The organism is Actinotalea alkalitolerans (assembly GCF_023369855.1).
In the GTDB taxonomy this organism is placed as follows: domain Bacteria; phylum Actinomycetota; class Actinomycetes; order Actinomycetales; family Cellulomonadaceae; genus Actinotalea.
On sequence record NZ_JAMBPP010000001.1, the window covers coordinates 369,790 to 384,765 of the forward strand.

Annotated in this window: 9 protein-coding genes; 3 read left to right on the forward strand and 6 right to left on the reverse strand. The window is 73.3% G+C overall.

All coding sequences use genetic code 11. The features are described 5' to 3' along the window. Positions 1 to 116: 116 nt before the first annotated feature. A complete protein-coding gene (locus M1R94_RS01770; RefSeq protein ID WP_249379940.1) occupies positions 117 to 884 on the forward strand; it encodes a glycosyltransferase family A protein in 768 nt (255 codons plus the stop codon). Then, a complete protein-coding gene (locus M1R94_RS01775; protein ID WP_249379941.1) occupies positions 884 to 1,579 on the forward strand; it encodes an SDR family oxidoreductase in 696 nt (231 codons plus the stop codon). Before M1R94_RS01770 ends, M1R94_RS01775 begins: the two co-directional genes overlap by 1 nt. A gap of 46 nt (positions 1,580 to 1,625) precedes the next feature. Here the strand turns inward: M1R94_RS01775 and M1R94_RS20230 are convergent, their stop codons facing one another. Then, complete coding sequence (locus M1R94_RS20230; protein ID WP_308199857.1) at positions 1,626 to 8,075, reverse strand: sigma-70 family RNA polymerase sigma factor; 6,450 nt, start codon at positions 8,073 to 8,075, stop codon at positions 1,626 to 1,628. Positions 8,076 to 8,322: 247 nt separating this feature from the next. Between M1R94_RS20230 and M1R94_RS01790 the strand changes: the two genes are divergently transcribed. Then, the gene (locus tag M1R94_RS01790) at positions 8,323 to 9,090 is read left to right on the forward strand and encodes a hypothetical protein (protein WP_249379942.1); all 768 of its coding nucleotides are present in this window, start codon (positions 8,323 to 8,325) and stop codon (positions 9,088 to 9,090) included. A 164-nt stretch (positions 9,091 to 9,254) separates the two neighbouring features. Here the strand turns inward: M1R94_RS01790 and M1R94_RS01795 are convergent, their stop codons facing one another. From M1R94_RS01795 to M1R94_RS01815, 5 genes are all read right to left on the reverse strand, one after another. Beyond that, a complete protein-coding gene (locus M1R94_RS01795; RefSeq protein WP_249379943.1) occupies positions 9,255 to 9,662 on the reverse strand; it encodes a heat shock protein transcriptional repressor HspR in 408 nt (135 codons plus the stop codon). Position 9,663: 1 nt separating this feature from the next. Continuing rightward, positions 9,664 to 10,692: a DnaJ C-terminal domain-containing protein gene (locus M1R94_RS01800; protein WP_249379944.1), complete on the reverse strand. Its 1,029-nt coding sequence runs from the start codon at positions 10,690 to 10,692 to the stop codon at positions 9,664 to 9,666. Positions 10,693 to 10,802: 110 nt separating this feature from the next. Beyond that, on the reverse strand, positions 10,803 to 11,411 hold the full coding sequence (gene grpE, locus M1R94_RS01805) for a nucleotide exchange factor GrpE (protein WP_249379945.1): 609 nt from the start codon (positions 11,409 to 11,411) through the stop codon (positions 10,803 to 10,805). Then, a complete protein-coding gene (gene dnaK / locus M1R94_RS01810; protein WP_249379946.1) occupies positions 11,408 to 13,282 on the reverse strand; it encodes a molecular chaperone DnaK in 1,875 nt (624 codons plus the stop codon). The genes grpE and dnaK overlap by 4 nt, the downstream gene beginning before the upstream one ends. Positions 13,283 to 13,593: 311 nt before the next feature. Next, entirely contained in the window at positions 13,594 to 14,616 is a 1,023-nt protein-coding gene (locus M1R94_RS01815; protein WP_249379947.1) for a protein kinase family protein, read from the reverse strand. Positions 14,617 to 14,976 lie beyond the last annotated feature (360 nt).

Sequence of the window (14,976 nt, forward strand, 5' to 3'; positions counted from 1 at the left end):
TCAGCGTGCTGAGCATATCTGAGAACATTCTTCCGGTCCTGAGACCCGACCACGACTCGAACGGCAGGCAGATCGCCGAAGACCGGCTCCCGACGACGTCTCCCGAGAGGTGTGGTGTGGCACTGTCACTCGTGGTGGTCATCCCCGTCAAGGACGACGCCACTGCCCTGCGTCGTTGCCTCGAGCTGCTCGACGCCCAGACCCGACGCGCCACCGAGGTGGTGATCGTCGACAACGGCTCGACCGACGACAGCGCCGCGGTGGCCCGCGCCCACGGCGCACGCGTCGTGGCCGAACCCCGACCCGGGATCCCCGCAGCAGCCTCGACCGGGTACGACGCCGCCCTGACCGGCACCCACGGCATGGACGTCATCGTCCGGTGCGACGCCGACAGCGAGCCCCCCGCCGACTGGCTCGAACGCATCCACACCGCGTTCGTCGACGACCCGGCCCTGCAGGCCCTGACCGGGCAGGGGGACTTCACCGACATCCCCCGGTGGCGCGCGGCGACCATCGGGCGGCTCTACCTGCACTCGTACTACTTGACCATGGGAGCCGCCCTGGCCAACCACCCCCTGTGGGGATCCAACATGGCGATGCGTGCCGGCGCCTGGGCCCGGGTCCAGCACCACGTCCACCGTGAGGACCCCGAGCTGCACGACGACGTCGACCTGTCGTTCTGCCTCGGACCGACCGCGCGCATCCGCTACGACCGCACCCTGCGGGTGGGAGTCTCGGGCAGGTCGCTGCGCGGGGGGAGCCTGCTGCGGCGCCGGTTCGTGCGTGCCTTCCGCACCCTGGCCGTGAACTGGCGTGACATGCCCCCCTGGCGGCGCTGGGAGACCCGTGTGCGGGACGGGGCCCGAGCCCCTAACGTGAGGTGATGCGCATCGTCATCGCAGGTGGCCACGGCAAGATCGCCCTCCGACTCACCGAGATCCTCGCCCGGCGTGGTGACCAGGCCGTCGGACTCGTCCGCAACCCGGACCACACCGGCGACGTGACCGGTGCCGGCGGAGAGGCCGCCGTGGTCGACCTCGAGCACACCACCCCGCTCGAGCTCGCCCCGCTGCTTCAGGGGGCCGACGCCGTCGTCTTCGCCGCCGGCGCCGGACCCGGCTCGGGGATCAGGCGCAAGGACACCGTCGACCGTGGGGCCGCCGTGCTCCTGGCGGACGCCGCCGAGCGTGCGGGCGTGCGCCGGCTGGTGCTGCTGTCCTCGATGGGTGTCGACTCGGCGCACGTCGTGACCGACGAGGTCTTCGCGGCCTACCTGCGCGCCAAGGCCGCCGCCGAGGAGGACCTGCGCGGCCGCGACCTGGACTGGACGATCCTGCGCCCCGGAGGACTCACCGACGACCCCGGGACGGGCCGTGTGCGCCTCGAGCCCTCGGTCGAGCCCGGGCAGGTCACCCGCGACGACGTCGCCGCGGTGCTGGCCGGCCTCCTCGACGAGTCGGCCACCTCCGGTCTCGTCCTCGAGCTGGTCCAGGGGGACGACCTGGTGGACGCCGCCGTCCAGGCCGCGGCGCGCGAGGAGCCGGGTGACGGCTCGGCGACGGCCCTGACCGAGGGCTGAGGCGCGGCTCGAGAGCTGCGCGACTCCGCTCAGGTGCTGTGGCTGCTCAGCGCGGTGTCGTCATGACCGTGACCGCACCGATCAGGTACTGGTCGCTCGCGGTCGACGCGGTCAGCCGGTTGATCCCGTCGAGCACCGGGCGGGGGGAGAACCCCTTGGCGTCGACCCCCAGGGTGTTGGCGAACTCCGAGCCGTTCGCCGTGGAGTCGAAGGCGTCGTTCGCCAGCCCCGGCGTACCGTTCCAGCGCACCGGCACCAGCGGCGAGTCGTTGAGGCTCAGCCGGTCCTGACCCGAGGTCCCGTTGCGGTCGCCCTCCCAGGCCACCACCCCGATCCGGGCGTCGCGCGACCCCCCCGCCGCGAAGGCGAACGTCGTCGAGGCGTTCGTGGCCACCCACGACCCGCCGTCGTACACCGTGACGTTGCTGCTGCTCCCCGGCGTCGCGTAGACGACCACGAGCGACCAGCCGGCGTAGTAGCTGCGGACCGGGTCGTTCGCGGTGGCGGCGATCGCAGCGCCGCGTGCGGCCCAGTCGCCGGTCCCACCGGACCGCACCAGGTCGGTGACGTCGGCGAACGCCTGGTAGTAGCTGCGGCTGCCGCTGTCGACCTGCTCGACGAGCAGCTGCGCGCCACCCACGGTGACGAAGTCCTGCCCCGGCGCGCGCAGCTCGATCGAGGTCAGGGGACCTGACCACGCGTCCGCGGCGTGACGGTTGGCCGACCAGTAGAGACCCGCGAACTCGACCGTGCTGCCGGCCGGGATCGCGAGCGTCGACACCGAGTCGCGCGGGTCACCGGTCGCTGTGCGCAGCGTGGTCATCGTCTGGCCGTTGTTGGTGGCCGTGCCCACGGGGTTGCTCATCACCGAGCGGCAGGCCGAGGTCATCAGGTCGCAACCCAGCAGCGGGGCACCGATCTCGGTCACGGCGTACCCGCCGGTCGCACGGAAGCGCGGGCTGAGGCCGGAGGAGGCGACCTGGACCTGCACCGAGGAGGTGATCACGCCGGCACTCGCCCCCGCACCGTCCCAGACCTCCACGACCACCGGGCCGGCCACCGCTGCCTGCGCGGTGGCGAAGAGGACGAGCGGCGCGACCTCGCCGCGGGGCAGTCGGCTCAGGTCACAGGTCGCCGCCCGCGGGCTGTCGAGCGCGCAGGACCACTCCTCGCCCTCACCGTCCTCGGGGATCTCCGCAAGAGCGTCGAACACCACACCGGACGGCAGCCGGACGGAGGCGCGCACGTCGCGCGCATCGGCCGTGCCGGTGTTCTGCACGGCGAAGGCGACGGGCCCCGAGCTGCCGAGCACGAGGTCCTCGGTGACGGTATCCGCGAACCCGAGGACCGGCTGGACGAGCTGCACCCGGGTGCTCGCGGTGACCGGTGCGGTTCCCTCACCGGTGATCGCGACCGTGATGTCCCGGCCGGATGCCCCGCCGCCCGTCGCGCGGACCGCGACCTCGAGGGTGCTCGTCTGACCCGGCGCGAGCTCGGCGAGGGTGCACGGGATGGTCGTGTTGGCACCGCTGCCGGTCCCGCACGCCCAGTCGCTCAGGGTGAGCAAGGAGTCCTGCTGGACCGCCGCAGGCAGGCTGACCGAGGCGGCGAGGCCGCGGGCGGTCACCTGCCCGGTGTTCTGCACGGTGAGGCTGACGATCCGCGGCTCACCTCGCTCGAGGGTGGTGACCGCCGCGAGGTCCAGCGTCAGCCGCGCAGGCTCGACGACGGGAGTTGCCACCAGTCGCACCGGGTGGTCCTCGGCACGCGGCGGTGCGGACGGGTGCTGCGCGACCACACGCACGACCCCGGTGCTCTCGTCCTGCTCGACGGTGCTGCGCAGCGTCAGCGCCACCTGCGCCGTGGCACCGGGCCCGACCGTCACGGCCTGCTGGCAGAGCCCCAGCACGTCGGAGGTGCACCCGGACCACCCCTCAGCGGCCGGGTCGAGGGGTGCGGCACCCTCAGGTACCGACACGCTCACGAGCACCTCGGCAGTGGTGCCGCCCGTGTTGGTGATCGCGGTGACCACCTGGTCCGGCGACCCACCGACCAGCTCGGTGAACGAGGTCGAGGACCAGCTCACGTCGGCCGGTGCGGACGAGAGGCGGACCTCGTGCTGCTCGTCCAGCACGGCCTGCCCGTCGTGCTCGACCACGACCCGCACCGCACCGTCCAGCGACCCGTCGACCACGACGCTGCGCAGGGTCAGCCCCAGCTCCACGGTGACACCGGGCCCGACCGTCACGACCTGCTCGCACAGGGCCGCACCGTCCTCCCCGAGCACGCACCCGCCCCAGCCCTGCCCCGCGGGATCGGTCGCCTCGGCCCCGGCCGGGACGGTCACCGCGACACGCACGTCGGCCGAGGTACCGCCGGAGTTGGTGGTCTCGACCGTCATCGTCGCAGGTGCGTCACCGACGAGGTCGGTGACGGGAAGGGTCGTCGCCGTGATCGACGCAGGGTCGGGGGCGACCCGCACCCTGAGCTCGGCGGTGGCAGGCGCAGCCACCGAATCCAGGTCGCGCACCGTGACCATGACGGTCACGTTCTCACCGGCGGTCTGGCCCGGAGGGGCCAGCAAGGTCAGCGGGACGACCGTCCCGCTGTCGACCGGCGCCGAGGACTCGAGGCAGATGCGCTGGGAGTCGCCCGCTGCGCCGCACGGCGTCCACACGGCCCCCACCGATCCGACCCAGCCGATACCGGCCGGGACCACGACCTCGACCCTGACCCGCTCGACGTCCGTCCCACCGGCGTTGCCGATACGCACCGAGGCGTTCTGCGGTGCCCCCGGACGCACCGTCCCGTCAAGGTCGGCCGAGACCGTCAGCGCCCCAGGCGCCGAGCGCACCGTGACAGGAGCGGTCGCGGTGACGGTGTCGTCCGCAGCAGACACCTCGACCTCGAAGACGACTGCGAGGTCCACGTTCCGCAACCCCGTCCCCGCTCGCACATCGAGCTCGAGCGGCACCGTGGTGGGAGAACCGCCCACCGCCGGAGACAGCGCGCCCAGACGGCAGTCCAGCCCGCCCGGCGACTCGGCACACGCCCACGCACCGACCGGGTCGACGGACACACCGGCGGGCAGCGAGGGGATCCGGACGAAGGCCTCGACGGGCACCGAGGTCCCCCCGGTGTTGCTCACCGGGACGCTGACCGTGCCGGTGACGGGGCGCCGGGTGTCCCCGACGACCACGACAGCCGCAGCATCCTCCGCACCGACGACTGCCGGTGCGGACGCGAGGCGGACCTGGTGCTGCTCGGCGATGCTCCCCGCGTCGTGCTCGACCAGGACCCGCACCACACCGTCCATCGCCCCGTCGACCACGACGCTGCGCAGGGTCAGGTCGACCTGCTCGGTGGCACCCGGCCCGACCGTCACGACCTGCTCGCACAGGACCAGACCGTCCTGGCCGACTGCGCACGCACCCCAGCCCTGCCCGGCGGGGTCGGTCGCCTCGGCCCCGGCCGGCACGCTGACCGCGACACGGACCTCGCCCGAGGTGCCGCCGGAGTTGGTGGTCTCGACCGTCACGGTCGCAGGGGCGTCGCCGATGAGGTCGCCGACGGGCAGGCTCGTCGCCGTGATCGACGCGGGGTCAGGAGCGACGTCGACCCCCAGCTCGGCGATGGCGAGCGCGGCACCCGAGGTGAGGTCGCGCAGCGTGACCGTGACGGTCACGCTGCGACCGGCGACCTGACCCGGAGGGGCCAGCAGGGTCAGCGGCACGACGGTCTCGCCGTCGACCGGTGCTGAGGACTCGAGGCAGATCAGCCGGGCGGCCCCCACCGAGCCGCAGGGCGTCCACGTGGACCCCGGCGAGCTGCGCCAACCCATCGCGGCAGGGACCAGGACCTCGACCCCCACTGGATCGACGTCGGTGCCTCCGAGGTTGCCGATGCGCACCCGGGTGTTCTGCGGCGCACCCGGGCGCACCGTCTCGACCGGGTCGGCGGCGACCGTCGCCACCCCGGGCGCCGAGCGCACCGTGAACGGCGCTCCCACCGGGGCGGTGCCGGCAGCCGGGACCACGACGCTCAGCTCGGCGGTGAGGTCGGCGTTCCGCAACCCGGGGTCGACCACCAGATCGAGCTCGAGCGGCACCGTCGTGGGTACCCCTGCGACGGCCTTGGGCAACGTCGCCAACCGGCAGGTGAGGTCGGCGCCGGACGGCTCCTCACAGAACCAGGGACCGGCAGACCTCACCGACACCTCCTCCGGGAGCGTAGGGAGTCGAACGACCGCGTCGACCGGCACCGAGGTCCCGCCCGCGTTGGTCACCGGGATGCTGATCCGGCGCGAGACGGCCTCCCGGACGTCTCCGACGAGCGTGACGAGCGCGGCGTCCTGCACGCGGACCACGGCCGGCGCGGAGGAGAACGCCACCCGGTGGATGCGCGGGTCCGGGGCAGGGGCCCCTCCGCCGGGGATCCAGGTCCGCAGCCGCAGCTCGAGCGGCTCAGCCGCCGGACCGTCGAGCGAGTCGTCGATGATCGTGACGTTGACGCGCAGCGTGCTCCTGGCCCCAGGGGGCAGGACGTCGAGGCTGCAGGCCGCGACGGTCGGGGTGCTCGCTGCACAGGTCCACGCCGAGGGGACCGCGACGGCCGCGGCGAGGCGTCCACCGATCATGCCTCCGGCGACGGCAGGCGAGCCCAGGGCCTCGACCGTCCAGGTGGTCCCGGCCGGGAACTCCAGCTCGGTGCGGATGCCCGTGGCGTCCTGCTCGCCGGTGTTGGCGACCTCGAGGGAGATCAGCTGAGGCTGACCGGCGACGATCTCCCCGATCTGCGGCTCGGTGAGCACCTCGACCCTCGCCGGCGCGGGGGCCGGGGGAGGGGGGTCGACCGGTTCCTCGGGCGCGCCCGGGTCGGTCGGTTCCTCGGGCGCGCCCGGGTCGGTCGGCGACGGGTCGGACGTGCCCGGGTCGGTCGGCGACGGGTCGGACGTGCCGCCCGGCACCTCGTCGGAGCCGGGAGCGGACGGGTCCTGCGGGGTGGCCTCCCCGGTGGGTGCGGCTGGGTCGGTGAGTCCGTCTCCGGGGATGTCCGTGGGCGACGTGCCACCGGTGTCGTCGACCGCGTCGCCGTCTGAAGGAGCGTCGTCGGAGGACGAGCCGTCACCACCGGGACCGGTGCCGGGCGCCGGCTCCTCCTCGGCCATCGGTGAGGACAGGGGGTCGGCGTCACCGCCCGGGGAGAAGACCCCGAGCAGACCGGCGGTCGCGATCGAGGCCGCCACCACGACCCCTGCCACGGCGATGCCGATCGCACCCACCGGGAGCGCACCGACCAGGCCGGCGAGCCCACCTGCCGAAGCGGCCGCACCGGCGCCGCCCGCACCCGCCCCGACACCCGCGCCCGTGCTGGCTCCGACGGCGCTCCCCGGCGCGCCCGCCGCACCGGTCGGGGCCCCGGCAGCGCCCGCCGGGAACGCGCCCTGCACTGCGCCCGCGGCCACCAGCGCACCCGCACCAGCGCCGACGAGCCCGGTCGAGGCGGCGCTGCCGGCCGCACCGGCTCCGACGAGCGAGCCACCGCCTGCACCAGCTCCACCGGCACCTGCGCCTCCAGCACCAGCGCCGCCCACACCCGTACCCGTACCGCTCGTCATCGAGCCCGAGGCACCCACACCCGTGGCCGCACCACCCGTCGCAGCGGCAGCCCCCAGCACCCCGGCCGCGCCGCCGAACCCGATGCCCTGGACCGCGGCGACCGCCACACCACCCAGCACGAGCGGGGCGATGACCACCCGCATGCCGTGGTTGACGTCGCTGAGCTCGAGCACCAGGGCACGGCACTCGCCGCAGTCCCCGAGGTGGGCATCGACCTGGGCGGTCTCCCGCTTGGCCAGACCGCCCCGCACGTACGAGCCGAGCTTGGCGTTGACCTCACGACACTCGTCCTCGATCGGTGCGGCGAGGTGCTGCTGCAGGTAGGCCTGCCGAAGCCCTTCGCGCGCGCGATAGGCCAGGGCCGCCACACCGTTGGCCGTCAGGCCCAGCACGGGGGCGATCTCCGCGGGGCTGAGCTGCTCGACCTCGGTGTACCAGAGCACGGCCTGCCACCGCTCGGGCAGCGACTTGTACGCCTCGGAGACCACCCCGCGCTCGAAGCCCGCGATGGCCGGCTCCTCGGTGGACTCCCCCGCGCCGAAAGCCGCCTCGAAGGTGCCGAGGTCGTCGGTGGGCTGGGTGCGGCGTGCGCTCTCGACGCGGGCCAGACCCACCCGGCGGACCACGGTGAAGAGGTAGGCGCGGAAGGCGACGTCGGGCCCGCCACCGTCCCGCAGAGCCACGAAGACCCGGGAGAACGCGTCGGAGACGGCGTCCTCGGCGTCGGCAGCGGAGTTCGTGTACTGACGCGCCACCGCACGGGCGGCGCTGGCGTGCCGCTCGTAGAGGGCACCGAAGGCGGCGGACTCCCCGCCACGGACGGCAGTGATCAGCTCAGCATCGCTGGACAGCTCCCAGTCGCTGCTGACGCTCGTCACCCCGCCTCCTCCCCGTGCTCGACACGTGCTCGACGACCCGGCGGATCAGCGCAGCGCCGACCCGGTGGCAGACCCTGCCGGTCATCATGGTCCCATAGCAGGTGCACGCACAGACTCCGCCTCCTGGGGAGTAGATCGGCGCGTCGGGCAGACTTCTCAAGGTTCTCGCCACGCATCGGGTGAGATCCGCTCGAAATGATCGCCCGAAGTCGCGTCATAGACCTACCGGAAGGCCCTCTCACCCTCCATGAGCAATGCCTCGTCGGTCCAGGCCACGCCGGCCGCGACGCTGCGCGAGCAGTGGCAGGCCGCGACGACGGTCGCCGTCTGGCTGCGCCCCAACGACTGGTACCACCCGGCGGTCGACGCACTCACCGAGGCGCTGTGCGCAGGCACCTGCCCACGGGCCGCCGGCTACCGGCTGGGTGAGGTCCGTGGCGCCTCGGGGGTCGGGATCGCCGAGACCATCGACGACGTGACCGTTCTCTACGACCTGGTCGCGGCGGAGCCCGGCCTGGACCTCGTCCGTTCGCTGTGCGAGGGCTGGGCGGACGCCGCGCACGCCGCACCGGTCCAGGCGACCTGCATGGACCCCGAGTCCGGCCTGCCGACCCTGGAGTACCTGTCGGTGCGCCTGGGCGAGACCTACGGCGCGGCACGGCGTCACGGTCTCCCGGTCCACGAGACCCACTGCCTGGTGATGGTCGACGTCGCCGTCGCAGACCTCGCACCATGGCGTCGCATGGCACGGTCCGCCGCGATGGGCCGTGCCCTGACCTCGGCCCTGCTGCCCGGCCACCCGATGGCCGCCCTGGGCGGCGGCGCCTTCGCCCTGCTCCTCGAGCGCGACGGCGACCTCGGCGAACGTGTGCGCCGCCTGCGCGACGAGGTCAACTCCCACGCCACGCTGCTCCAGCTCATGGACCTGCTGCGCCAGCCGCCGCGGATCTGGATCGAACCTCTGCCCGAGACCCACGAACGCGCCGCCGAGATGCTCACGCACCTGCGCCGCTGACCACAGACCCCAGCATCCCCCCACGACGAGAAGGGGCCTGGGCGACCGAGTCCCACCGACCCGGCCGCCCAGGCCCCTTCTCGTTGCCGGTCGTTGGGTCACGACCTGTCGGTCGAGGCTGGGTCGTCTGCTGACGGCCCCTGGCCCGAGCTGCCGCTCCCCGGTCAGGGGGAGGGCCGCCACACGACGAGCGCCCCGCTGCTCGTGACCCGCGCCGGACGGTGACCCCGGGGGACCGCGACGACCTCGCCCTGCGGACCGGCGGCGAAGACGCGTCGACCCGGCTCGGCGCGGGAGAGCAGGATCTCGACCTGCGCCTCGAGCCGCTCGACCTGCGCCTCGAGGTGGAGGATCCGCTTGATCCCGGCGAGGTTGATGCCCTCGTCCTGGGAGAGCCGCTGGATCTCGCGCAGCGTCGCGATGTCCTTGAGGGAGTATCGACGGCCCCGGCCACGCGTGCGGCCGGGCGACACCAGGCCCAGACGGTCGTACTGACGCAGGGTCTGCGGGTGCATCCCGGCGAGCTCGGCAGCGATCGAGATCACGAACACCGGTGCGTCGTGGGCTGCCATGTCACTGCGCCGCCCGGGCCCGGAGGTCGCTGCGCGGGTCGGCGTCACCGGTAGCCTGCGCGAAGGCCTCGACCGCGGCGCGCGCCTCGTCCGAGAGCCGCTGCGGCACGATGACCTGCACCGACGCCAGCAGATCGCCCTTGCCCTTGGGGCCCGACACCCCGTGGCCCTTGACCCGCAGCGTCCGGCCCGACGGCGTGCCCTCGGGCACCTTCACGCGGACGGTCCCGCCGTCCAGGGTGGGCACCTCGACCTGCGCACCCAGCGCGGCCTCGGCGAAGGTCACCGGCACGACCACGCGCAGGTCCCGACCGTCCAGGGTGAACACCGGGTGCGGCTCGACGTGGACCAGCACGACCAGGTCCCCGGCCGGGGCACCCGCGGCGCCAGGTCGACCCTTGCCACGCAGCCGGATCTTCTGCCCGTCACGCACCCCGGCGGGGATGCGCGCGGTGACCCGGCGCCCCTCGACCCCGAGGGTGACCGTCGACCCCTCGACCGCCTGACGGAAGGGCAACGTCGTGCTCGCCTCGAGGTCCTGACCGCGCTGCGGCCCGCGAGGAGCACGGAAACCGGCCGGGCTGCCCCCCGCCCCGCCGAACAGGCCCCCGAGGATGTCCTCGAAGCCGGCGGCCCCTCCCGCGCCCGCACCGGGCGTGGAGTAGCGGACGCGCTCGCCACCGGCAGCGCCGTGCCCCGCACCCGCACCGAACAGGCCGCCGAAGAGGTCCTCGAAGCCCGCGGCACCCGCGCCTCCGGGACCGCCCGCACCCGCGGAGAAGCGCGCGCCGCCGCCCGCCATGGCACGGATCGCGTCGTACTGCTGGCGCTGCTCGGGGTCCGAGAGCACCGCGTAGGCCTCACCGACGTCCTTGAAGCGCGACTCGGCCCCCGCGTCCCCCGGGTTGTGGTCGGGGTGCAGGGTGCGCGCCTTCTTGCGGTAGGCCTTCTTGATGGCCGCGGCGTCGGCGTTCTTGGGCACGCCGAGGGTCGCGTAGAAGTCCTTCTCGAACCAGTCCTGACCGGTCATCGCCTACCCCGTCTCGCGCTGTCTGCCCTGTCACTCACAGGGTCTGGGCCCTCTGCCACGGTGCTGCGCACCCGGGGTGCCGACCGCAGCCGACACCCCGGGTGCACCGTTCAGGAGCCGCCCGGCTCGGCGACGGCCACCCGGGCCGCACGCACCACCCGGTCGCCCACGCGGTGACCCGGCTGGAGCACCTGCACCACGGTCGGCTCGGTCACCTCGTCGGAGTGCGCGTGCATGAGCGCCTCGTGCACGGTCGGGTCGAAGGGCTCCCCCGCGGCGCCGTACCGCTCCCAGCCGAACCGGGACAGGCTCGTCTCGAGCTTCTCGGCGATCGAGCTGAACGGCCCCTCGGTGAGCTCGCCGTGCTGGCGGGCCAGCTCGACGTCGTCGAGCACCCCGAGCAGGGACTCGATCACCCCGGTCACCGCCTGGTCACGCGCGACCAGGCGGTCACGGTCGACCCGCTTGCGGTAGTTGACGTACTCGGCCTGGAGCCGCTGGAGGTCGGCGAGCCGCTCGGCGGCCAGCGCTTCGCCGGCGCTCTCCGGGGAGAGCTCGGGCTCCGCCGCGGGGACGTCGTCCGCGGAGGCCGACTCCTGGGCGGGAGCCGACTCGCGGACGGCGCCCGTCTCGGGGTCGATCTTCCGCCTGTCGTTGACCCGGGGCAGGGTGGCGTCGAAGTCCTCGTCCCCTGGCGCCGGGCTGTGGTGGTCCGTCACTTGGCCTCTTCCTCGTCCACGATCTCGGCGTCGACGACGTCCTCGTCCGAGGAACCGGCCGACGCGCCGTCGGTCGCCCCGTCGGTCGCCCCGTCACCCGCGGCGGCCGCGGACTCGGCATCGGCCGCGTAGAGCGCCTCGCCGATCTTCTGGCTGACGGTCGCGAGTGCCGCCTGCTTGGACTTCACGGCCTCGAGGTCGGTGCCCTCGAGGGCGGTCTTGAGCTCGCCGACCGCCGCGGTGACCTCGTCCTTGACCTCGTCGGGCAGCTTGTCGGCGTTGTCGGCGAGGACCTTCTCGGTCGAGTACACGAGGCCCTCGGCCTGGTTGCGGGCCTCGGCCTCCTCGCGACGCTGCTTGTCCTCGGCGGCGTGGACCTCGGCCTCCTTGATCATGCGGTCGATCTCGTCCTTGTCCAGGGCCGAGCCGCCGGTGATCGTCATCGACTGCTCCTTGTTCGTGCCACGGTCCTTGGCGGACACGTGGACGATGCCGTTGGCGTCGATGTCGAAGGTGACCTCGATCTGCGGCATGCCGCGGGGGGCCGGGGCGATGCCGGTCAGCTCGAAGGTGCCGAGCGGCTTGTTGTCCCGGGCGAACTCGCGCTCGCCCTGGAACACCTGGATCAGCACCGAGGGCTGGTTGTCGTCGGCGGTCGAGAAGATCTCGCTGCGCTTGGTCGGGATGGCCGTGTTGCGCTCGATCAGCTTGGTCATCACCCCGCCCTTGGTCTCGATGCCCAGGGACAGCGGCGTGACGTCGATCAGCAGGACGTCCTTGCGCTCACCCTTGATGACACCGGCCTGCAGGGCGGCGCCCACGGCGACGACCTCGTCGGGGTTGACGCCCTTGTTGGGCTCCTTGCCCCCGGTGAGCTCACGCACGACGTCGGCCACGGCCGGCATACGGGTCGAGCCACCGACCATGACGACGTGGTGGATGTCGTCCACGGTGATCCCGGCGTCGGCGATGACCTGCTTGAACGGCGCCTTGGTGCGCTCGAGGAGGTCGGCCGTCATCTGCTGGAACTGCGCCCGCGTGAGCTTGGAGTCCAGGTGGATGGGGCCGTTCTCGCTCATCGACAGGTACTGCATCGAGATGTTCGTGCTGGTCGAGGAGGACAGCTCCTTCTTGGCCTGCTCGGCCGCCTCACGCAGACGCTGGAGCGCGATCTTGTCCTTGGAGAGGTCCACGCCGGAGGTGTTCTTGACCTCCTTGATGAGGTGCTCGACGATGCGCTGGTCCCAGTCGTCGCCGCCGAGGCGGTTGTCACCGTGGGTGGCGCGCACCTGGATGGTCGAGAACTCGTCCTCGTCCTTGCCGACCTCGAGGAGGGACACGTCGAAGGTGCCACCGCCCAGGTCGAAGACGAGGATGAGCTCGTCCTCCTTGCCGCGCTCGAGGCCGTAGGCCAGGGCGGCAGCGGTGGGCTCGTTGACGATGCGCAGCACGTTGAGACCCGCGACCTGGCCGGCGTCCTTGGTGGCCTGACGCTCGGCGTCGTTGAAGTACGCCGGGACGGTGATGACCGCGTCGGTCACGGGCTCGCCCAGGTACTCCTCGGCGTCGCGCTTGAGCTTGCCCAGGACGCGTGCGGAGATCTCCTGCGCGCCGTAGGTCTTGTCGTCGATGTCGACGTTCCAGTCGGTGCCCATGTGGCGCTTGACCGAGCTGATGGTCCGGTCGACGTTGGTCACGGCCTGGCGCTTGGCGACCTCACCGACGAGGACCTCGCCGGTCTTGGAGAACGCGACGACGGACGGCGTGGTGCGCGACCCCTCTGCGTTCGCGATGACGGTGGGCTCGCCGCCCTCCAGGACGGCGACCACGGAGTTGGTGGTGCCGAGGTCGATTCCGACCGCACGTGCCATGGGAGATGCCTCTTTCTTCGTCTGGTCGCGGCGCATGGCCACGCTGTTGAGCCTGCTGGGCTCAAGTCTGCGTCGGCGACCCGCGCGATGCAAGTCAGCGCCGCCATTGTTGAGCCTATGAGACTCAACCTCACCCCGCCGCCCCTTGTTCCCACCCCCCCAGCCCGACTCCCCTACCCGACTCCCCGAGGTCGCACATCCGCACCGAGGACGCACCTGCGGACGGGCGTCCTCGGTGCGGATGTGCGTCGTCGGGCGCCCACCGGTGCCAGGCGCCGCTCGCGGTGCCGCCGCCGCAGGCGCAGGTACGACTACGGCGTGGATCGGTGGCCGGCGTACTGGGCGTGGATGTCGCCGTCGACCAGGCGCCAGCAGAAGTCGTTCATCCGCGCCGCAGCGGGAGCGTGCCGCGCGAGCACGCCCGCCACGGGGGCGGGCACCTCGTGCGGGATGTCGCCGCCCGCACATCGACGCACGTACGCGTTGCGTGCGGCCGGCCCACCGCTGATCGGCACCGGCACCCCGCACACGGTCGTGACGAGCCAGTTCACCAGTCGCATCGCCGCGTAGTCGGCGTCGTGGTCGACGTTGCGCGCGACGAACTCGCGCTCGACGTCGGACAGGTCGAACCGGGGCGACGTCGCCAGCCCGAAGTCGACGAGGTAGATCCGGTCGTCGTCGGCCCGCATGTTCGCGAGGTGTCCGTCCATGTGCAGCACCTCACGACGACGCAGGAACGCGACGATGTCGAGGAGCTGCCGCTCGAACGTCTCGGCGATGCCCGCTGGGTCGTCCAGCCGGTCGAGGAGCGCATCGGGGACGTGCTCGAGGAACAGGACGAGGCTCGAGTCGGCGCGGGCCAGCTCCTCGAGACGGGTCCGGACCGCCGGGTCGCCTCCGAACTGGGCCACGACGGCCTCGACGTCCCGGTGCTCGGACGCGATGGGCGCCCGCCCCGGGAGAACCCGCCAGTGGTGCAGCAGCGCGAAGAGCTCGGACTCACCGCCGAGGACTCCCTCGGTGACGGTCAGGTTCGCTGCGAGCTCGCGCCACGCACCGAAGCCCGGGCCGGCAAGGCGGTGCATGCCGTACTGGCAGGCGATCGGCAGGTCGAACAGGTTCGCCGTGCTGTGCGGGTGCGCCAGCTCCCGGTCGGTGATCGGGATCCGCTTGGCGAACACCGCGACACCGTCGACGTCGAGCACCGCCGCGCCGCCGCCCACTCCCGCAGCACCGGCCGGCGCACCCCGCAGGAACTCCACCAGCTCGTCGTCGTCGCAGGCGGCGAGCGAGGCCGACACGTGCTCGTGACGGGCCCGTCGGATGATGTCCATCGCGCCATCCTGCCCGCACCCCCGCGACCCCTCCGCCCCTCTGGCTCCCACGAGGTCGCACATCCGCACCGAGGACGTCCGCCTGCACGTGCGTCCTCGGTGCGGACGTGCGTCCTCGGCGGGCCTGGTCGGGCGGGGGTGCCGGGCGGGGTGTTGCGGGGGGGGGGGGGGGGGGGGGGGGGGGGGGGGGGGGGGGGGGGGGGGGGGGGGGGGGGGGCCGCGCGGGGTCCGCCCGGCCCCCCCACCCCCCCCGCCGTGCCCCTCAGGCCTGGGGGCGCCGGCCCCCCCCCCCCCCCCCCCGCCTCGCCCCCGCCCACGCGGGGGCCGCAGGTCCCCCCGCGGCAGGTCCGGCTCGACGAG